The 19,569-nt window shown below is 63.9% G+C and carries 18 protein-coding genes; 12 read left to right on the forward strand and 6 right to left on the reverse strand.

What is annotated here, in order from left to right; translation table 11 throughout:
• Positions 1-8: 8 nt before the first annotated feature.
• Together OX460_RS05480 and OX460_RS05485 are read right to left on the reverse strand one after the other, a co-directional pair.
• Complete coding sequence (locus OX460_RS05480; RefSeq protein WP_289897959.1) at positions 9-959, reverse strand: 2-hydroxyacid dehydrogenase; 951 nt, start codon at positions 957-959, stop codon at positions 9-11.
• Positions 960-1,070: 111 nt separating this feature from the next.
• On the reverse strand, positions 1,071-1,760 hold the full coding sequence (locus tag OX460_RS05485) for a hypothetical protein (RefSeq protein WP_289897960.1): 690 nt from the start codon (positions 1,758-1,760) through the stop codon (positions 1,071-1,073).
• A gap of 234 nt (positions 1,761-1,994) precedes the next feature.
• Between OX460_RS05485 and OX460_RS05490 the strand changes: the two genes are divergently transcribed.
• The 10 genes from OX460_RS05490 to OX460_RS05535 all read left to right on the forward strand — a co-directional run bounded on the left by OX460_RS05490 (position 1,995) and on the right by OX460_RS05535 (position 13,938).
• Complete coding sequence (locus OX460_RS05490) at positions 1,995-4,202, forward strand: TonB-dependent receptor (protein ID WP_289897961.1); 2,208 nt, start codon at positions 1,995-1,997, stop codon at positions 4,200-4,202.
• Between the two features lie 98 nt (positions 4,203-4,300).
• Positions 4,301-5,176 carry a hypothetical protein gene (locus tag OX460_RS05495; RefSeq protein WP_289897962.1) on the forward strand — a complete coding sequence of 292 codons (876 nt, stop codon included), beginning with the start codon at positions 4,301-4,303 and terminating at the stop codon, positions 5,174-5,176.
• Between the two features lie 68 nt (positions 5,177-5,244).
• Positions 5,245-6,402, forward strand: a complete 1,158-nt coding sequence (locus tag OX460_RS05500) for a HAMP domain-containing sensor histidine kinase (RefSeq protein ID WP_289897963.1) — start codon at positions 5,245-5,247, stop codon at positions 6,400-6,402.
• A 128-nt stretch (positions 6,403-6,530) separates the two neighbouring features.
• Entirely contained in the window at positions 6,531-7,985 is a 1,455-nt protein-coding gene (locus OX460_RS05505) for a circularly permuted type 2 ATP-grasp protein (protein WP_289897964.1), read from the forward strand.
• Positions 7,979-8,923, forward strand: coding sequence for an alpha-E domain-containing protein (locus OX460_RS05510; RefSeq protein ID WP_034787425.1), 945 nt, complete (start codon positions 7,979-7,981; stop codon positions 8,921-8,923). The genes OX460_RS05505 and OX460_RS05510 overlap by 7 nt, the downstream gene beginning before the upstream one ends.
• Positions 8,923-9,732 (forward strand): transglutaminase family protein, encoded by an 810-nt coding sequence (locus OX460_RS05515; RefSeq protein WP_289897965.1) that lies wholly within the window; start codon positions 8,923-8,925, stop codon positions 9,730-9,732. The genes OX460_RS05510 and OX460_RS05515 overlap by 1 nt, the downstream gene beginning before the upstream one ends.
• Before the next feature lie 91 nt (positions 9,733-9,823).
• Positions 9,824-10,702, forward strand: coding sequence for a peptidase (locus OX460_RS05520; protein ID WP_289897966.1), 879 nt, complete (start codon positions 9,824-9,826; stop codon positions 10,700-10,702).
• Positions 10,703-10,944: 242 nt separating this feature from the next.
• Positions 10,945-11,922 carry a hypothetical protein gene (locus OX460_RS05525; protein WP_251348802.1) on the forward strand — a complete coding sequence of 326 codons (978 nt, stop codon included), beginning with the start codon at positions 10,945-10,947 and terminating at the stop codon, positions 11,920-11,922.
• Positions 11,923-12,078: 156 nt separating this feature from the next.
• Positions 12,079-13,410, forward strand: a complete 1,332-nt coding sequence (locus OX460_RS05530; RefSeq protein ID WP_289897967.1) for an alpha/beta hydrolase — start codon at positions 12,079-12,081, stop codon at positions 13,408-13,410.
• A 102-nt stretch (positions 13,411-13,512) separates the two neighbouring features.
• Positions 13,513-13,938: a transcriptional repressor gene (locus OX460_RS05535; RefSeq protein WP_034787417.1), complete on the forward strand. Its 426-nt coding sequence runs from the start codon at positions 13,513-13,515 to the stop codon at positions 13,936-13,938.
• A 27-nt stretch (positions 13,939-13,965) separates the two neighbouring features.
• On the opposite strand, the gene OX460_RS05540 is transcribed toward OX460_RS05535, so the two are convergent.
• From OX460_RS05540 to zigA, 4 genes are read right to left on the reverse strand one after another with little or no spacing between them, the layout of a single operon-like run.
• On the reverse strand, positions 13,966-14,484 hold the full coding sequence (locus tag OX460_RS05540) for a GNAT family N-acetyltransferase (RefSeq protein ID WP_289897968.1): 519 nt from the start codon (positions 14,482-14,484) through the stop codon (positions 13,966-13,968).
• A 44-nt stretch (positions 14,485-14,528) separates the two neighbouring features.
• The gene (locus OX460_RS05545; protein WP_099668041.1) at positions 14,529-15,317 is read right to left on the reverse strand and encodes a hypothetical protein; all 789 of its coding nucleotides are present in this window, start codon (positions 15,315-15,317) and stop codon (positions 14,529-14,531) included.
• Complete coding sequence (locus tag OX460_RS05550; RefSeq protein ID WP_289897969.1) at positions 15,314-16,318, reverse strand: GTP-binding protein; 1,005 nt, start codon at positions 16,316-16,318, stop codon at positions 15,314-15,316. Before OX460_RS05550 ends, OX460_RS05545 begins: the two co-directional genes overlap by 4 nt.
• Positions 16,319-16,337: 19 nt before the next feature.
• Entirely contained in the window at positions 16,338-17,564 is a 1,227-nt protein-coding gene (gene zigA, locus OX460_RS05555; RefSeq protein ID WP_289897970.1) for a zinc metallochaperone GTPase ZigA, read from the reverse strand.
• Between the two features lie 154 nt (positions 17,565-17,718).
• Between zigA and OX460_RS05560 the strand changes: the two genes are divergently transcribed.
• Together OX460_RS05560 and OX460_RS05565 are read left to right on the forward strand one after the other, a co-directional pair.
• Positions 17,719-18,375: an ATP-binding cassette domain-containing protein gene (locus tag OX460_RS05560; protein ID WP_289897971.1), complete on the forward strand. Its 657-nt coding sequence runs from the start codon at positions 17,719-17,721 to the stop codon at positions 18,373-18,375.
• Positions 18,372-19,568, forward strand: a complete 1,197-nt coding sequence (locus OX460_RS05565; protein WP_289897972.1) for an FtsX-like permease family protein — start codon at positions 18,372-18,374, stop codon at positions 19,566-19,568. Before OX460_RS05560 ends, OX460_RS05565 begins: the two co-directional genes overlap by 4 nt.
• Position 19,569 lies beyond the last annotated feature (1 nt).

A 19,569-nucleotide genomic window follows, 5' to 3' on the forward strand; every position in this document is an offset into this window, starting at 1 on the left:
GCGCAGCGTCAAGGCACGGGCGTGAGCAGCGGCAAGCCGGCAAAGTGGGCTTGCAGATTATCCAGCACCAGCTGGCCCATGGCGTGCCGCGTTTCCACGGTCAGGCTGCCCACGTGCGGCGTGAGCACCACGTTCGGCAAGGCGCGCAAGGCGGCTGGTACGCGCGGTTCGTCCGCGAACACGTCGAGGCCGGCCGCGCCCAGGCGGCCATCCTGCAAGGCGGCGATCAGCGCATCTTCGTCGATCAGCGCGCCACGGGCGATATTGATCAGCGTGCCTTGCGGGCCGAGCGCGTCGAGCACGCTGCGCTCGACGATCTTGCGCGTGGCCGGCGTGCCCGGCGCACAGACGATCAGATAGTCGCTTTCCTGCGCCAGGGCCAGCAAGGATGCGGCGCGCGGCGCGCTCGCGCCGGCAATGGCGCGCGGCTGGAAGTAGCGCACCTTGACGCCAAACGCGGCCAGGCGCAGGGCGATAGCTTGCCCGATCTGGCCGAAACCGAAGATGCCGGCCGTCTTGCCGCGCAGGCTGGATGCGGGGACGATGGCCTCGCGGCGTTCCCAGCCGCCGTCGCGCACGAAACGGTCGAGCGCCACGATATGCCGCGCGCTGGCCAGCAGCAAGGCCAGCGCCACGTCGGCCACGTCATCGGTCAGCACGTTCGGCGTGGTGGTGACGACGATGCCCCGTTCGCGCGCCACGTCCAGCGCCACGCCGTCGAGGCCCACGCCATTGACGGCGACGATTTCCAGCTTCGGCAACAAGGCCATGTCGGCGGCGTTCAAGCCCAGCGCGCCCGTCGTGACGACCCCGCGGATGACCGGCGCCCGTTCGGCCAGCCAGGCGTGGCGCTCGTCCGCCGGCACTTGCCAGGCGTGATGGCAGGTGTAGTGCTGTTCCAGCTGCGCGTTGACGGCGGCCGAAGGGCTGGGAGCGAGGATGAGGAGTTCGGGGTGCATGGGCGTCCAAGTTGGTGTCGACAGGATTAGCAGACGCAACTTAGCATATTTGGGAACCGGCCGGGGCTGAGCGCCCCGTATGCCGTGAAAACCGTGTACTGCGCGGAAACTTTAGCCCGGGCAAGGCACGCGTTTGACCTTGCCGCCCGTCCTGGCCGGGTCGGCGCCCGAGCCCGGGTTCTCGGCCATGCCAAAGCACGTGGCGCCGCCGGCGCTGACGACGCGCGTGGCGGGCCGGCCGTCGGCCGTCAGGTAGTCCTCCACGCGGATGACGGGGCCGCCGCGCCAGGCGGAGGCGACCAGTTTCTGGAAGCTGCTTTCGCTTTTGAGGTCGGCAGCGGCCAGCCACGGCTGGTCTTGCCTGCGTTCGCCGCGCAGGGCCTTGTCGGCGGCGCCCGCCGCCAGCCGGGCGCGCGTGAGCAAGTCGGCCGTGGCAGGCGCCGTGGCTGGCGCGGCGGGAAATTCCTCGGCCGGTACGGTGATCGCTTCGGCCGCCACGGGCGGCGGCGCGAAGAAGACGGGCGGCGCGGCGGGCGGCGCGACAGCCCGCGTGCGCGGCGCAGGAGCCGGCATGGGCATCGGCAAGGCCATCGGCGGCGTCTGCGGCAGCGCACGGGGCGGCAGCAAGGTCATGAATGCCACTTCCGTGTATTGCTTGAGTTGCCGCGCCGGCAAGAGCAGGAAATACAGGCCCAGCACGTGCATGGCCAGGATCAGCGCGACGGCCGCGCCTTTCAGGCTCAAGCCGTCCCGTATGCGCATGCGCATGGAAGCGGACGGTAAGTGGTGAAGCAATGGCATGCGGTGTCCTGTGGGCGCGGGGCGCGATGGCATATTCTAGCGAAACTTGAATATGCACATTAATAAATCCACAAGGTATCGCCTGGCGCGCCTTTTTCCGCCAGATTCCAGCACCCTGGCTTGCCCGGTGTTGTACGAATGGCGACTTTTTTGCCCGCCTTCTCACACTTTCCCACGCGCTGCGCCACGCTGGAATATAATGATAATCATTCTCATTAATATCCAGATAACTCCATGCGCAGCTTCCACCTCGTCCCTACCCCGTTCGCCCTGGCCGCCTTGCTGCTGGCCAGCGCCGCCGCCCACGCCCAAGCCACCACCACCGCGCCGGCCGGCGACGCGCAAACCATGCCCACGGTAGTCGTCAATGCCTCGGCCGATGCGTCGGCGGAAGGGTTGTCGAAGGCGTATGCGGGTGGCCAGGTGGCGCGCGGCGGGCGCATGGGCATCCTCGGTGCCGTGGACATGATGGATTCGCCATTCGGCAGCACCAGTTACACGCAGCAATTCATTGCCGATCAGCAAGCGCGCAGCGTGGGCGACCTGCTGCAGAGCGATCCGGCCGTGCGCATGTCGCGCGGCTATGGCAATTTCCAGGAAGTGTATGTGATCCGCGGCTTCGCCCTCGATTCCGACGATGTGGCGTACAACGGCCTGTACGGCGTGCTGCCCCGTCAATATGTCTCGCCGGAATTGCTCGAGCGCGTGGAAGTGTTCCGTGGCGCCAGCGCCTTCCTGAATGGCGCGGCGCCGGGCGGCAGCGGCATCGGCGGCGCCATCAACCTGATGCCCAAGCGCGCCGGCAATGCGCCGCTGACGGAATTGACGGTGGGCGTGGAATCGGGCGGCCACGCCTATGCAGCCATCGACGTGGCGCGCCGCTTTGGCGAGCGCCAGGAATTCGGCGTGCGCGTCAACGCCGCCAAGCGCCAGGGCGAGACCGGCATCCAGCGCGAAGACCACGACGTGGGCATGTTCTCGGTCGGCCTCGACTACCGCGGCAGCGGCTACCGCCTGTCGGCCGACGCCGGTTACCAGAATTTCGACCTGACATCGCCGCGCCCGTCCGTCGGCATTGGCAGCGTGGCCGTGCTGCCCTCCGCACCCGATGCGTCGAAGAACTTTGCCCAGCCGTGGAGCTATTCCAAGGAACACGATGTGTTCGGCACGGCGCGCGCCGAAGTGGACCTGGCCAAGGATGTCGTGGCCTGGGCCGCATTTGGTTCCCGCTCGACCAAGGAAGCCAACAGCCTGGCCGAGCCGACGTTGATTTCGATCAATGGCGACGCCACGGTGTCGCGCTTCGACAATGCGCGCAAGCAAGAAATCCGCACGGGCGAACTGGGCATTCGCGGCAAGCTCGTTACGGGCGCCGTCAAGCACACCCTGGTGGCCAGCTGGTCCGGGCACTGGAATGAAGCGAAGAACGCATTTGCGATCGGCGACAAGTTTGCCACCAACATTTACGCCCCGGTCAACGTGACGGCGCCGCCGGCGCCCTACACGGGCGGCATCATGAGCGACCCGCGCATCACCCAGAAAACCATCCTCAACAGCTACGCCCTGGCCGACACCATGGCCTTCCTCGACGACAAGCTGCTGCTGACCGTGGGCTTGCGCCGCCAGCAGATCAAGGATGCCGGTTACGACTACAACACCTCGGCGCCGCAAGGCAAGGCCTATGACGAAAGCGCCACGACGCCCGTGGCCGGCATCGTCTTCAAGGCCGGCAAGGACGTGTCGCTGTACGCCAACTACATCGAGGCGCTGGTCAAGGGACCGGCGGCCACGGGAACGTATCTGGAAAACGGCCAGCAGGTCAATGTCGAGAACATGGGCGAGGTGTTTGCGCCGTATAAATCGAAGCAAAAGGAAATCGGCGTCAAGTATGACGGAGGCAAGCTGGGCATGAGCGCGGCCCTGTTCACGACAAGCAAGCCTTTGCTGGCCGTGCTCGGCAAGCGGGCCGAACTTGATGGCGAGCAACGCAACCGCGGCCTGGAATTGTCGATTTTCGGCACGCCGATGCAGGGCGTGCGCCTGCTGGGCGGCTTGACCTGGCTCGATGCAAAGCTCAGCAATACCGGCGTGGCCGCCAACAATGGCAAGAAACCCATCGGCGCACCGGAAACGCAGATGAGCGTGGGCGGCGAATGGGACGTGCCCGGCGCGCCAGGCCTGACCCTGAACGCCCGCACCATCTACACCTCGACGCAATATGCGGACCTGGCCAACACCCGGCAACTGCCATCGTGGACCCGCCTCGACATCGGCGCGCGCTACCTGACGCAAGTGGCGGGCCGTGACGTGACCTTGCGCGCCCGCGTGGACAACGTGACGGACCGCAATTACTGGTCGTCAGCCGTGTCGTCCTTCAATATCGGCTCGCTGGTGCTGGCCGCGCCGCGCACCGTGGTCGTGTCGGCCAGCGTGGCGTTTTAAAGACCGCGCGCCTGCCGCACGATGAAAAGCTGCCTTCGGGCAGCTTTTTTTCATGTGTGCGCCTGTGCCGCAAGGCGCGCTTCGGCGACAATGCCGACATGAAACGACTCCCTGCCCTGCTGCTGTTGCTTTGCCTGTCCCTGCCGGCCGCTGCCCAAAAACAAGCCGCCTGCCCGTACGCCGCCTGGAAAAGCGGCTTCAAGGGCGATGCGCTGGCGCAAGCCACGTGTTTGCTGCGTCCCGTCAAACTGTATGCGCGCCTGGGCGACAGCGCGCCGCTGCCGGACTTCCTGGCCGCCCGCATCGGCCAGCGCGCGGGTATCGCGCCGGCCCGCCTGCGCGCCTGGCTGGCGGAACAGGGCATCGCCGAGGCGGACGTGGGCGGCGCCGTCGACGCGCCCCTGTCGCGCGCCGTGGGCCGGCTGGCTGCGCCGATGGCGCGCTATTTCGTCATCCACGACACCAGCTACCCGAATTTCTTGTTAGAAACCATTCCCGACCACATCAACGACGCCAGCTGGGATTTCAACGACTTCAGCTTGCGCAATCCGGCGCTGGGCGGCGGTCCGAAGGGCCATGTCTACGTGAACCGCCTGGGCGGCTCCTTGCAGGTGCGCGATTTCGGCACGGCCAGCTATGCCAGCAAGCTGGAAAAGGACAAGCCTTCGCTGACGGGCCTGTTCCTGCACGTGGAACTGGTGCAGCCGCGCAACTCCGTACCCGGCGGCGGCAAGGGCAACGATGGCCTGGCGCCCGATCCCGGCTTTACGCCGGCCCAATACGACCGCCTGGCCCTGCTGTATATCGCCGCCAGCGTGCGCAAGGGAACGTGGCTGATTCCCGCCTTCCACGCCGTGCTCGATACAGGGTTTGCGAATGGTCATGATGACCCACAGAACTTTTCGCTGACCGAGTGGTCAGCCTCGCTTTCCCGCCTGTATGCGGCCGTGAGCCAGGCCGAGACTGGACAATAAAGCGTTTCCCCGCCGGCTGATTAGGCGCATACTATTGCAAGCATAGTCACTGCGGTCAGGGAGGCCAGGTGAGCATCAGCACAGATCATCACGCGGGTCGCCAGGCCGGCGCGCACCAGCCATTGCAGCGTGCGCAGCGCATCTTCGCCATGCGCGACGCCGTCCTCGAGGCCTGGGAACAGCGCGTGCGCGCCAGCGTGCGCGGCGCAGACCAGCTGCTCACGCCCATACTCATCAATACCTTGCCGGCCTTTTTCGACAACCTGGCCGAAGCCCTCACCCCCGGCCACCCGCGCGACAACGCCGCCAGCAACAGCAACGTGCCCGCCGTGCATGGCAACGAACGGGCGCGCATGACCAATTACGGCCCGGAACAGGTGATCCAGGAATACCAGATCTTCCGCGACTGCTTCGCCGCCACTGCGCATGAGTCCGGCATTACCCTGCGCAGCAAGGATTGGCAAGTGATCAACAAGTCGATCGACGTGGGCATCCGCGAATCGATACGCGAATTTACCAGCATGCATGAAAGCTTCCGGCGCCGCGTCGCGGCCGGCCTGTCGCACGACATGCGCAATCCCCTGGCCGTCATCAGCACCAGCGCCCAGCTGTTGTTCAGGCCAGCCGACCCGGAGCGGGTGGTATTGCTGGCGCACAAGATTGTCGAGCACAGCAAGCGGCTCGACAGCATGATCGAGGAATTGCTCGATGGCCTCAGCTACCACCAGGGCCAGCAGTTGCCGCTGGTGCTGAGCCAATTCGACGTGCTGCCGCTGGTACACGCCGTGGCCGGCCAGGTCAACTTGCAGCGGCCGGACAAATGCCGGGTCAGCGGGCAAGCCGTCACCGGCTGGTGGTGCGAGAACTCGCTGCGGCGCGCGCTGGAAAACCTGCTCGGCAATGCCCTCAAGTATGGCGACGACACGCCCATCAGCGTGCACGTGGAAGCGGTCCACGAACGCCTGATGGTCACCGTCCACAATGGCGGCCAGGCCATCGCGCCGGAACAGGCTGCGCGCATCTTCGACTACTTGCGCCGCGAAAACGACAACCCCGCGCCAGGCTGGGGCATCGGCCTGCCCTTCGTGCAAAGCGTGGCGGAAAGCCACGGCGGCAGCATCGCCGTCGACAGCGCGTCCGAAACGGGCACCAGCTTCATCTTCGACGTGCCCGTCGATTGCCGCCCCTTCGTCCCGTCCGCCGACGTCCCCAAGAGTGGCGCCTAGCGCACCGAATTGGTGCAAGGAATGGCGCGACGCCACAAAAGTGGTCATCTTTACACCTGTTCACGCCCGCCCCGTTGGCACGCTTCCTGCTGAGCTATACCCAGACACGGCTCAAGGGAAATCACAACATGGCAAATTTTTTCAATGAAATGACTGCAAATGAAGTGGGTACGGACAGCAAGGTACGTGAACACTATCGTGAATTCAGCAATTGGCTGGAACAGCAATCGCCCGAGACCATCGCCCGCAAGCGGGCCGAAGCCGACCTCACGTTCCGCCGGGTCGGCATCACGTTCGCCGTGTATGGCGACGATGCCGGCACGGAACGCCTGATTCCGTTCGACACCATCCCCCGCATCATCCCCGCCGCCGAATGGGCGCAGATGCAGACGGGCCTGGTGCAGCGCGTGCAAGCCTTGAACATGTTCATCCATGATATTTATCATGAACAAAACATCATCAGGGCGGGCATCATTCCCGCCGAGCAAATCTACAAGAATGCCCAGTACCGACCGGAAATGCAGGGTATATCCGTCGCTTCCGACATCTACGCCCACATCGCGGGCGTCGACATCGTGCGCGCCGGCCAGGGCGAATTCTATGTACTGGAAGACAATTTGCGCGTGCCCTCCGGCGTGTCCTACATGCTGGAAGACCGCAAGATGATGATGCGGCTGTTCCCGGAACTGTTCGCCCGCAACCGTATCGCCCCCGTCGACCATTACCCGGACATGCTGCTCGACAACCTGCGTTCCGTCGCGCCCATGGGCGTGGACGACCCGACCGTCGTCGTCATGACACCCGGCATGTACAACTCCGCCTACTTCGAACATGCGTTCCTGGCCCAGCAAATGGGCGTGGAACTGGTCGAAGGCAAGGATCTGTTTGTCAACGACAACTCGGTGTACATGCGCACGACGCGCGGGCCGAAGAGGGTCGACGTCATCTACCGCCGCGTGGACGACGATTTCCTCGACCCGCTGGCTTTCCGTTCCGACTCGTCGCTGGGCGTGCCGGGCCTGCTCTCCGTGTACCGCGCGGGCCGCGTGACCCTGGCGAACGCCATCGGCACGGGCGTGGCCGACGACAAGTCGATCTATCCGTTCGTGCCCGACATGATCAAGTTTTATTTGTCGCAGGAACCGATCCTCAACAACGTACCGACGTACCAGTGCCGCAAACCGGCCGATTTATCCTACGTGCTGGCGAATTTGCCGACACTGGTCGTCAAGGAAGTGCATGGCGCGGGCGGCTACGGCATGCTGGTGGGGCCGGCGTCCAGCCTGGCGCAGATCGAGGATTTCCGCCAGCGCCTGCTGGCCAATCCGGGCGGCTACATTGCCCAGCCGACACTTGCCCTGTCCGCCTGCCCCACGTATGTCGAGGCCGGCATTGCGCCGCGCCACATCGATTTGCGGCCGTTCGTGCTGTCCGGCAAGACAATTTCCATGGTGCCGGGCGGCCTGACCCGCGTGGCGCTCGGTGAAGGCTCGCTGGTGGTCAATTCCTCGCAAGGGGGCGGCACCAAGGATACCTGGGTATTGGAAGCCACATCCGCTTTTGCAGGAGAGAAAACATGCTGAGCCGCACCGCCGATCATTTGTTCTGGATGGCCCGCTACACGGAGCGGGCGGAAAACACGGCGCGCATGCTGGACGTCAACATGCAGACGTCGATGCTGCCGCAATCGGAGCAGGACGCGGAGCAAGGCTGGCGCGCCACCCTGGGCATTTCCGAGCTGCAAAGCGCCTACGACCACAAATATGGCCGCTTCCACACGCGCGACGTGCTCGATTTCATGGTGCGCGACCCGAACAACCCGTCTTCCATCCTGGCCTGCCTGACGGGCGCGCGCGAAAACGCCCGCGCCGTGCGGGGCACCCTGACGACGGAAGTGTGGGAAATCCAGAACGCCACCTGGCTCGACATGCAAAAGCGCCTGAAGAGCAATCTGCTGGAAACGGACCCCAGCCAGTTCTTCGAATGGGTGAAATACCGCTCGCATTTGTCGCGCGGCGTGACCCTGGGCACCATGCTCAAGGATGAAGCCATCCACTTCATCCGCCTGGGTACCTTCCTGGAGCGGGCCGACAACACGGCGCGCATCCTCGACGTGAAGTTCCACGGCGCGCGCGACACGTCGAAAGACATCACCCAGCGCGATTTCTACTACTGGGCGGCCCTGCTGCGCTCCGTTTCCGGCTTCGAGATCTACCGCAAGGTCTACCGCGACGTGATCACCCCGGCACGGGTGGCGGAATTGCTGATGCTGCGCGGCGACATGCCCAGGTCGCTCTTGGCCTGCATGGATGACGTGGTGGAAAACCTGAAACATATCCGCAACGACGTGTCCGCCGATACGGAGCGTTTCGCCGGCAAATTGCATGCGGAACTGAAATTCGGCCATATCGACGACATCATGAAGGCGGGCCTGCACCATACATTGACGGAATTTCTGGAAAACATCTATGACCTGGGCAACCGGGTCAGCCGCGACTTCCTCGTTCCCTTGGCGGCCTGATGCAGCTCACCATCCGCCACGAAACCCATTACGCCTATAGTGCGCCGCTGGCCTACACCATCCAGCAGTTGCACCTGACGCCGCGTATCGAGCCGCAGCAGCGCGCCCTGTCCTGGCATATTTCCACGCCGGGCCGGTGCCACGCCTACACGGATGCCTACGGCAATCTGTCGCACATGCTGACGATTAACGGCAGCCATCAGTCGCTGAGCCTGGTGGCGCACGGCGTGGTGGAAACCATCTACCCGCACAAGGGACGGCTGAACCTGGTCGACACCCTGTCGCCGCTATTGTTTACCATGCCGACGCCGCTGACCCAGGCCAACCCGGCCATCCTCGAACTGACGGCCGCCAGCCTGCCGGACCGGCGCGTGACGGCCGGCACGGGCCATCTGCTGCGCCTGGCCGAGCACATCGTCGGCAAGGTCGCGTATGAAAGCGGCGCCACCATGGTCACCACCACGGCCGGCGACGCCCTGGCCCTGGGGCGCGGCGTGTGCCAGGACCACGCCCATCTGTTCCTGGCGTGCTGCCACGCCTGGGGCATCCCGGCCCGTTACGTGTCCGGCTATATCGATCCGGGCACGACGGGCCACGCGGCCAGCCATGCCTGGGTCGACGCCTGGGCGGAAGACACGGATTTCGCGGGCTGGGTCAGCATCGACGTCACGCATGCGCGGCTGATGACGGATGCGTATTGCCGCCTGGCCATCGGACGCGACTACGATTCGGCCGCGCCCGTGCGGGGCGTGCGCCAGGGTGGCGGCACGGAAACATTACGAGTCGATGTGCAGATCGTGCCCGTGTAAACGGGCAGGAATGAGGCTGGCCGGGCCTTGCAGGCGGTAGGCCGGGCCCGGCTGGTGTAAAATGCTTCCCCTTTTGATTTGATTTACGACGATGACTTATTGCATAGGCATGCGCCTGAACGAAGGCCTGGTCTTCCTGTCCGACTCCCGCACCAACGCCGGCGTGGACCAGGTGGGCACCTTCCGCAAGATGAGCGTGTTCGAAAACCCGGGCGACCGCATGCTGGTCTTGATGACGGCCGGCAACTTGTCGATCTCGCAGGCGATCCGCCAGATCGTGTCCGAACACGTGGATGCGGACGGGCGCAGCATCTGGAACGTGGCCAGCATGTACGACGCGGCCCGCATCGTGGGTGAAGCCGTGCGCACCGTGCACCTGCGCGAAGCGAAGGCGCTGGCCGACTGCGGCATCGATTTCAATGTCAGCATCATTCTCGGGGGCCAGATAGGCGCCGAGCGCTGCCGCTTGTTCCAGGTGTATTCGGCCGGCAATTTCATCGAATCGCACGATGAAAACACGTATTTCCAGATCGGCGAAGCGAAATACGGCAAGCCCATCATCGACCGGGTCATCAATCCGTTCACGCGCCTGGACGAGGCTGCCAAGTGCGCGCTCATTTCCATGGATTCCACTTTGCGCTCGAACATTTCCGTCGGCTTGCCGCTCGACTTGCTCGTCTACGAGACGGGCAGCCTGGCCGTCACGCGCTTCGTCACCATCGATGAAAAGAACCAGTATTTCCGCATGATCCGCGATACGTGGGGCGAACAATTGAAGCATGTGTTCGAAGGCATCGTCGATCCCGTGTGGAATGCGGCGCCGGAAACGACGACGAACGTGCTGTCATCGACCAACATGCAAAGCAAGCCCGTGCGCGTGGCCATCCCCGAGCACGTGAGCCGCGGCGGCCTGACCGTGGCGCCCCTGCAATCCCTGGCGCAGCAGTTCAGCGACGACAAGCAGCATTGATCTGTGGTTGACAGCGCCTGTCGTGACAGGCATTGCCTCGTCGCATGCAAAACGCTTCACAGATTACGTGCAAATATTGCTTTATTGATATGCCTATAGGGGTGCAATCTATATCGAACAACAAGAAAATAAAAATTTTCATTCTCAACATTGCCTCTTAATTTCATGTCACTATTTAAACTGGCGCCTTTCGATTCCGGAAGGCGCTATTTTTCAATATTGCAATATAAAAGGAAGCAGCAATGAACTTTCAAAAGGCACGGGTAGATAAACATAATTGCTGGCCTACGGCTATGCTATTTAAGGCGGAACAGGAATTTGCTGATTTGCTGGTGATGAAGCACCATCCTCAGGTATTTGAACCCGTGCACCTACAATTTAGCAGCGATGCTAATTTCCAAGTACTGGTGGGGCACCTGATTGATGGCATAGAATGCCTGCCTACCCGTCCAGACTATCTGTTTGATCATTGCTTTCGTGTCATAGACAAGGGCGCAACTCCGCTGTTTTCCAAAGGTGGCAAGGCCATAGTTCAAGGATTGGGGGGGAAGCTGACCCTAGCCAACCAAAAAGGTTGGAATGACATACTCAAGCTACTGGCCGATGCAATGCCGTTTGGTTCATATAAATATGTGGCCAAGCGCATTTGCTACGCACATGTACAACCTGGCATTCAGAACGAATTTATCAGAGGACGCGCCAAAGATTTTTTTGGCGAAGTGCGCTATGACGAATTTATGGATAAATTCGCGGTGCCGCCACCGGTCGCGCCTCAAACGGTTGGAGCAAAACTGAAAGGGAAGCCAAAACTTTCAAATCCACCGCCTGTCGATGCCAAGAAAATCGATCTGTGTGCGAGTTTTCTCAAACTCTACATATCGGGTTCGTTTGGCGGCAAGCCGAAAAATCCTGCTACGCATACTGCACTGGATATGACTAGGGTGCAAAACCAGCCCAAGGATAAGAAAAGAATCGAGTTTTTTCTATCTTTACTATTATTCACTTCTCGCAATGAGCGCGCGCATGGCAGTATGTTAAGCCCGTTCCGCACCAGTAAGGCGGATGTTGAACGCTATGAGCGTTTTTATTTTTCGGCCTTGGTTGCATATATCTTTGCGCTTGGTGTTATTGATCTTCAAGGTGCGATAGCAATTCCTGTTGCCGACATCAAGGCTATCTGCGCACGCAATTTACAGCTCCAGAAGTATCTGTTCACATAGGCGGTTGTGGTGGCCGCGGCCAGGCCAGAGTCGGAAGAACAATGGCTCTATCCGAGCAGCTTGACAGATCTTCCATGCGTTGCGAACCCCTCTGGACAAGTTCATGACATCGTGCTTATATGGCAATATCAATAATTGCACAGGAAGGTGGGCAGCATGGACTTGATCACTTCCGCCGTCGTGGCAGCCATCGGGCATGGCGCGCCCGGCCATGCTCCCGAAGCCGTTGCCAGCCACTATGAACGCCTCAAGCAAGCCATCGCCAAGTTCGACAGCGCCGCCGCCATCCTGGCCGCCGTCGCCGCGCTGGAAACCGAACCTGCCGATACCCGGCTGCAACTGGCCCTGTCCGCCGCCCTGTCCGCCGCGAAAGTGCCGGACGACATGGAAACCCTGTTTGCCGCGCAAGGCTTGCTCGATGCGGTGCAGCCCCCGCTGCGTCCATTTCCCCCGTCGCCCGCCCCTGCCGACCAGGGCGCCGTCGTGTCGAACTATGCGGTGGTGAAAGTGTATTTCGCCACGGACCGCCAGCGCGACGTGGGCAAGCCGCCGGCCCAGCGCTTCAGCGGCGAACGCAACATCATGGGCGGCAATGGCCCCCTCAGCTATGGCAGCTGCGACATCAGCATCCCCCGCGACCATCGCATGGGGCAGCTGGAATCGCCGTCGCTGTGGCGCCTGGAATTTCGCGACGACCCGGCCAAGCACGTGGTGGTGCTGTCGGCCGACGTGCAAGACCGCGGCAACTTCTTTGCCGCCTTGAAGACCCAGATCCGCGCCTCGGCCGGCAAGAGCGCCTTTATCTTCGTGCATGGCTATAACGTGAGTTTCGAGGATGCGGCGCGGCGCACGGGACAGATGGCCTACGACCTGGGCTTTGACGGCGCGCCCGTGTTCTACAGCTGGCCGTCGCGCGGCGAGGTGGCCGGCTACACCATCGATGAAAACAATATCGAGTGGAGCACGCCCCATCTCGCCAGCTTCCTGGCCGACTTTCTTGCCAGCACGGAGGCGGCGCAAGTGTATCTGGTCGGACACAGCATGGGCAGCCGCGGCCTGGCGCGGGCCGTGGCCGACTTGCTGGCCGCGCAGCCGCAGCTGACGCAAAAGATTACGGAAATCATCCTGTCCGCGCCCGATATCGACGCCGCCATCTTCAAGCACGATATCGCGCCGAAACTGGCCGCCGCGCGCAACCCCGTCACCCTGTATGCCTCGTCGCAAGACCTGGCCCTGGCCGCCTCGAAAGCCGTGCACGGCTACCCGCGCGCGGGCGACAGCGGCGCCGGCATGCTGATCGTGGCGGGCGTGGAAACCATCGACGCCACCGGGGTCGACACCAGCTTCATGAAGCACTCTTACTTTGCGGAAAAGCGCTCGGCCCTGTCCGACATGTTTTATCTGATACGCAACCAGGCGCGCGCCGACCAGCGTTTTCTCGACCCCGTCGATACGGTGGCCGGGCGCTATTGGACATTCAAACCGTGACGCCGTTCCATCGAGTACGGCACGCATGCTAAGATACGGCCCATAGGGTGGCAAAGGCACGGCGATGACGCCGCCAGCCGATCCCCCGCAAGCAGGCCTATCATGTTGACATCATCTTCTACACCGCAAGCCGAATCGCTGATCCGCAACACCAACGCCCGCGTCACCAAGACGCGCGTGAAGGTGCTCGACTTTTTAATGGCGCAAAGCCGTTCGCTGACCCACCATGAAATCCAGCAAGCGCTGTCGCAGGACAGCGACATCGATTCCGTCACCCTGTACCGGGTGCTGGAATGGCTGACGGAAAATGAACTGGTGCACCGCATCGCGGGCGCCGACCAGGTGTGGCGCTTCAGCGCGGGCGCCGGCCACCAGGCGCACGAACACGCGCATTTCCAGTGCACGAAATGCGCGAACGTCACCTGCTTCAATGAAGTCAAGCTGCCCCCGCCCGTGCTCTTGCCGGAAGGTTTCAGCGGCGGCGAAGTCGATTACCTGATCAAGGGCTTGTGCCCGCGCTGCAAGTAAACGGTACCGGCAGCGGTACCGGCGGCATTACCTGATCAATAAAGCCAGGTGATGCTCGTCATAGAACAGCTCGCCCACGCGCATCGAGCGCGGTTCCGTGCCATACGCGATAAATCCCAGCGATTCATACAGCCCCAGGGCGACATTGTTTTCCGCATTCACGCTCAAATGCACTTGCATGACGGCGGGGTCCGCTTCGGCCTGGGCGATGCAGGCGTTCACGAGGCGCCGCGCCACACCCTTGCCCCGCTGCGCCACATCGACAAACACGCCCCACAGCAAGGCCTTGTGCGACAGTTGCCGCATGGATTCACGCCGCAAGCCCGCAAAGCCGACCAGGCGTTCGCCATCGAAGGCGCCGAACGCCCGGTGCAGCGGGCCGTCGGCGATGCGCTGAACGTGTTCTTCGGGCGTGCGCGCCAGCTCGTCCTCGCGCGACGAGGAAAACGAGCTGGGCGAATCGAGGATGGCGCGCAGGCGCAGCGCGCAAAAGGCGGCGGTGTCGGCCGGCGTCAGCAGGCGGATGACGATTTCAGGTGCGGGCATGGTGGAATCCGGCAGTTTTTTTCCATTATACCCACGCCCCCGCCTCAGGCACGCACGCGGCGCAAACCCAGCAAGGTCCAGCCGTACAGGGCCGCCATCAGCAGCACCATGGCCGCGCCGAGGGCCGCCGTCCAGCTTTCCGGCAGCGACCATGCCGGGTCGAGCTTGCCGGCCGCCATGCAAGCGGCCATGGCCACGCAGATGGCGACGATGGGCCAGCCCAGGCGGCGCCGGAAGGCGCGCACGAGGTCAATCTGGCCGGTGCGCATGACTTTTGCCGTGACCCAGCCATCGAAGGTATCCGTCACGCCCATGCCGACGGCGAATACCAGGCCCGTGAGCAAGGCCGGCTGCATGCCGCCCAGCGCGACGGCCGCATAGCCCCAGGCGGCCGCCTGCAAGGCCGTGTCGAAGACCAGCGCGAACAGCATGCCGACGAGAATGGCGGCGAGCGGCCCGGATGCGCCCCGCAGCCAGCGCGGCAGCAGCCGGCCGCGCACCTCGGCCAGCTGGGCGCCGGCCAGCAAGCTGCGCGCATTCAGGGCCGCAATCAGCAGCAGCAAGGCGATGGGCAACCATTCCAGCCAGCCGAACACGGTTTCCGACGGTGAAAATTGCTGCGACGCCACGGCGGCCACGGCCACGATGGCCAGCACGGTGACGCCATGGCCCAGCGCAAACAGCGCGCCCATCCACGGCGTCCAGCGGGGCGCCGCGGCCTGGCTGCGCAGGGTCAGGCCATCGACGGCGGCCAGGTGGTCCGGTTCCAGCCCATGCCGCATGCCCAGCAAAAAGATCAGCGCCAGGGCGGGCAAGCCCGCTTCCACGCTCACGCCGCCACCTCGGCCGGGCTGTCCGCCTTGGCCACGCAGCGGTCCAGGCCACGGGTCAGCATATCCTGCGGCAAGTCGCGGCCGATGAAGATCATCTTGCTGGCGCGCGTTTCCCCGTCGTTCCACGGTGCGCCCAGTTCCGAGCCCATCAGCATGTGCACGCCCTGGAAGACGGCGCGGCACGGCACGTCGGCCACGTACAGGATGCCCTTGTAGCGCATCAGCTGGCTGCCGAACAGCTGCACCACGGCATCGAGAAAATTCTCCACCTGCAACAGATCGAGAGGCCGGGACTGGTGATAGACGAACGATTGCACGCCGTCGCCATGGCGGTGGCCCAGTTCTCCCAGGAAATCCGGCTCCAGCTCGACGATGGCGTTCAAATTGAAACCGCGGATGTTCAGGATGTCGCGCAAGGGCACATTGCCAAAGCGCACTTTCTGGATGCTGGCGCGGCCATTGATGGCAACCAGGCGCTGGCGCAGCGCGGCCAGCTCGTCCTTGCCGACCAGATCCGTCTTCGACAGCAGGATGCGGTCGGCGAAGCCCACCTGCTCCTGCGCTTCCTTGTGCGCCGTCAATTGCTGCTGCGCATGACGCGCATCGACCACCGTCAGGATGGCGTCAAGCATGTAGTACTCGCTGACGGATGGCTCCGCAAAGAAGGTTTGCGCCACGGGGCCGGGCGCGGCCAGGCCCGTCGTTTCGATGATCACGTGGTCGAAGGCGATGGTGCCCGATGCGCGCCTGGCGTGCAATTCCCCCAAGATGCGGATCAGGTCGCCGCGCACGCTGCAGCAGATGCAGCCATTGTTCATTTCCACGATCTGCTCGTCGCTGTCCTGCACCAGCAAGCCATGGTCGATGCTTTCGGCGGCGAATTCGTTTTCGATCACGGCAATGCGTACGCCGTGATCGCCCTGCAATATGCGCTTGAGCAAGGTGGTTTTCCCGCTGCCGAGAAAACCCGTGATGATGGTGACGGGGATCAATTCTGTCATATGTCTTTCCTCTCGATGGTTAATCTTCCAGTTCTTCCATGCGCTGCCACTGCGGAAACGGGTCCGGCAGCTTGCGCCAGGCGGCCATGCCCTGGCGCGTTTCCGTGTAGTTGAGTTGGCATTTCTTCAAGTCCGCCTCGATGGCGGCCTGGTCCATGTCCTGGCCGATGAAGACGAGCTCCTGGTAGCGGTCGCCATACGTTTCGCTCCAGCCCGCCTTGACTTCCGCCAGCGAGGCCGCATCCGTGGGCCAGCGTTCCTTCGGCACGGACGCCCACCACAGGCCCACGGGTTCGATATTCATCAGCTTGCCCGCGCCGGACAGGCTGGCCACCCATTCGGGCCGGCTGGCCAGCCAGAAATATCCCTTGCTGCGCACCACGCCCTTGATCGGCTGGGCGATGTAATCGTGCAGGCGCTGCGCGTGGAACGGCTCCTTCGCGCGATAGACGAAGCTGCCGATGCCATACGTTTCCGTCTCCGGCGCATGCACGCCGGCCAGCTCCTGGGCCCAGCCCGGCATGCCGGCCGCCTGTTCCAGGTCGAACAAGTTCGTGCCCAGGATGGCGTCCAGCGGCACGACGGACTGGTTCGTTTCGATGATGCGCGCGCCGGGATTCAAGGCTTTTAAAATGGCCAGCACGCGCAGGCGCTCGTCCGCCGCCACCATGTCGACCTTATTGAGGACGATGACATTGGCAAATTCGATCTGTTCCGTGAGCAAATTGGCCAGCTGGCGGTCGTCGCCCTCGCCCGCGATTTCGCCCCGCTGCTCCAGGTTGTCTTCGCTGTGGAAATCGTTGAGCAGGTTGGCGCAGTCGACGACGGTGACCATGCAGTCGATGCGCGCCACGTCGTTCAGGCTGTCGCCGTGCTCATCCTCGAAGTCGAAGGTGGCGGCCACGGGCATCGGTTCGCCCACGCCCGTCGATTCGATCAGCAGATAGTCGAAGCGGTCTTCCGCGGCCAGGCGCCGCACTTCCAGCAGCAAATCGTCGCGCAGGGTGCAGCAGATGCAGCCGTTGGACATTTCCACGAGTTTTTCTTCCGTGCGCGACAGGGCCGCGCCGGCCGCCGCCGCGCTGTCTTTCACCAGCGAAGCGTCGATATTGACTTCGCTCATGTCGTTGACGATGACGGCCACGCGCTTGCCTTCGCGGTTGCGCAGTATGTGGTTGAGCAAGGTGGTCTTGCCGGCGCCGAGAAAGCCGGACAGGACGGTGACGGGGAGTTTGCGCTGGGTCATGGATATCTTTCGGATGGGGTGATCGGGTTGTCAAGCAAGGGGGAAATGGACGGTCGCATTTTAAATGCAACTCTATTGCGTTTGAATTATAATGCAGCTCAGTTGCATTTGTGCGGCAATCTTTGCCTGCCGGCCAGTTACCCGAAAGAACTTCATGCTCCACCTCGATTCACTCACCTACGGCTATGACCCCGCCCGCCCCGTGCTGGACATCGCCGCCTTCCACTTGCCCGCCGGGCGCCACGCCCTGCTGCTGGGACCATCCGGTTCCGGCAAATCGACCTTGCTGCATTTGCTGGCCGGCATCCTGGCGCCCCAGGCGGGCCGCCTCGACGTGGCGGGCACGTCCCTGCCCGGCCTGACGCCGCGCCAGCGCGACAGCTGGCGCGGCCGCGCCGTCGGCTTGCTGCCCCAGCAACTGGCGCTGGTGCCCAGCTTGAACGTGCTCGACAATGTCTTGCTGCCCGCCTACGCCAGCGGCCAGCGGCCCGATCCGGCCCGCGCGGCCAGCCTGCTGGGCCAGTTGGGCCTGGCCGACAAGCTCGACGCCTACCCGCATGCCCTGAGCGGCGGCGAACGGCAGCGGGCCGCCATCGCGCGCGCCGTCGTCATGCGCCCGCAACTGATCCTGGCCGACGAGCCGACGGATAACCTCGACGACGAGGCTTGCGCGGCCGTCGTCGCGCTGATGGCCAGCCAGGCCGCGCAAGTGGGCGCCTCGCTGGTGATCGCCAGCCACGACGCCAGGGTGCTGGCCGCCTTGCCGCACGCCGTCGTGCTGCGCCTGCCGCGCGCCAGGGTGGCGGCATGAACGCGGCCACCCTCGCCTGGCGCGCCCTGCGCCACAAGCCGCTGGCGTCCAGCCTGAACCTGCTGCTGGTGGCCATCGGCATCGCCATGATGACCTTCATACTCGGCGTCTCCGCCCAGCTGGAAGAGCACGCGGAGCGCGATGCGCAAGGCATCGACCTGGTGGTGGGCGCGAAAGGTTCTCCACTGCAACTGATCCTGTCGTCCGTGTATCACGCCGATATTCCGACCGGCAATATCCCCGACACGGCGCTGGCGGCGCTGGCCGCGCAGCCGCTGGTGAAAGCGGCGATCCCGCTCGCGCTGGGCGACAATTTCCACGGTTTCCGCATCGTCGGCAGCACCACGGCGCTGCTCGACCATTACGGCGCGCGCCTGGCGCAGGGAAAGCCGTTCGCGCAGCCGATGCAAGCCGTGTTCGGCGCCAGGGCGGCGCGCGAAACGGGCGCCATCCTGGGCGCCCGCTTTGCCGGTTCGCACGGGCTGTTGGCGGGCGGCGAAGTGCACCAGCACGCGCCCTACACGGTGACGGGCATCCTGGCGCCCACGGGCACGGTGCTGGACCGGCTGATCCTCACGCCCGTCGCTTCCGTGTGGCGAGTGCATGAAACGGACCCCGATGAACAGCCGGCCGTGCCAGCCGCCGCGCCCGAGCGCGAACTGACGGCCGTGCTGGTGCAATACGCGTCGCCCCTGGCCGCCCTCAGCCTGCCCCGCTGGGTAAACAGTCAGGCCCGGCTGCAGGCGGCGCAGCCCGCTTTCGAGGCGGCGCGGCTGTTCAACCTGCTGGGCGTGGGCATCGCCGTGCTGCGGGCGATCGCCGCCGGCGTGCTGCTGGTGGCGGCCCTGTCGCTGTTCGTCGCCCTGTACGGCGCGCTGGAAGAGCGCAAGACCGACCTGGCCATCCTGCGCACCCTGGGCGCCTCGCCCGCCAAACTGCTGCGCTTGCTATTGGCGCAAGGCTTGCTGCTGTCATTGACGGGCGCGGCGCTGGGTTGGTTGCTGGGCCATGCAGCCGTCGGCTTGCTGGGCTGGCTGGCATCGATGCAGGACCTGAACCTGCAAGCCTGGCGCATCGCGCCCGGCGAAGCGTGGCTGCCCGTGATTTCCGTGGCCGTGGGCTTGCTGGCCGCAGGCCTTCCCGCCGCGCGCGCCTACCGCACCGATATCGCCGCCACCCTGGCGCGTACCTGAA

Origin of the sequence: Janthinobacterium sp. SUN033 (assembly GCF_030397595.1) — a bacterium.
In the GTDB taxonomy this organism is placed as follows: Bacteria; Pseudomonadota; Gammaproteobacteria; order Burkholderiales; family Burkholderiaceae_D; genus Janthinobacterium; species Janthinobacterium kumbetense.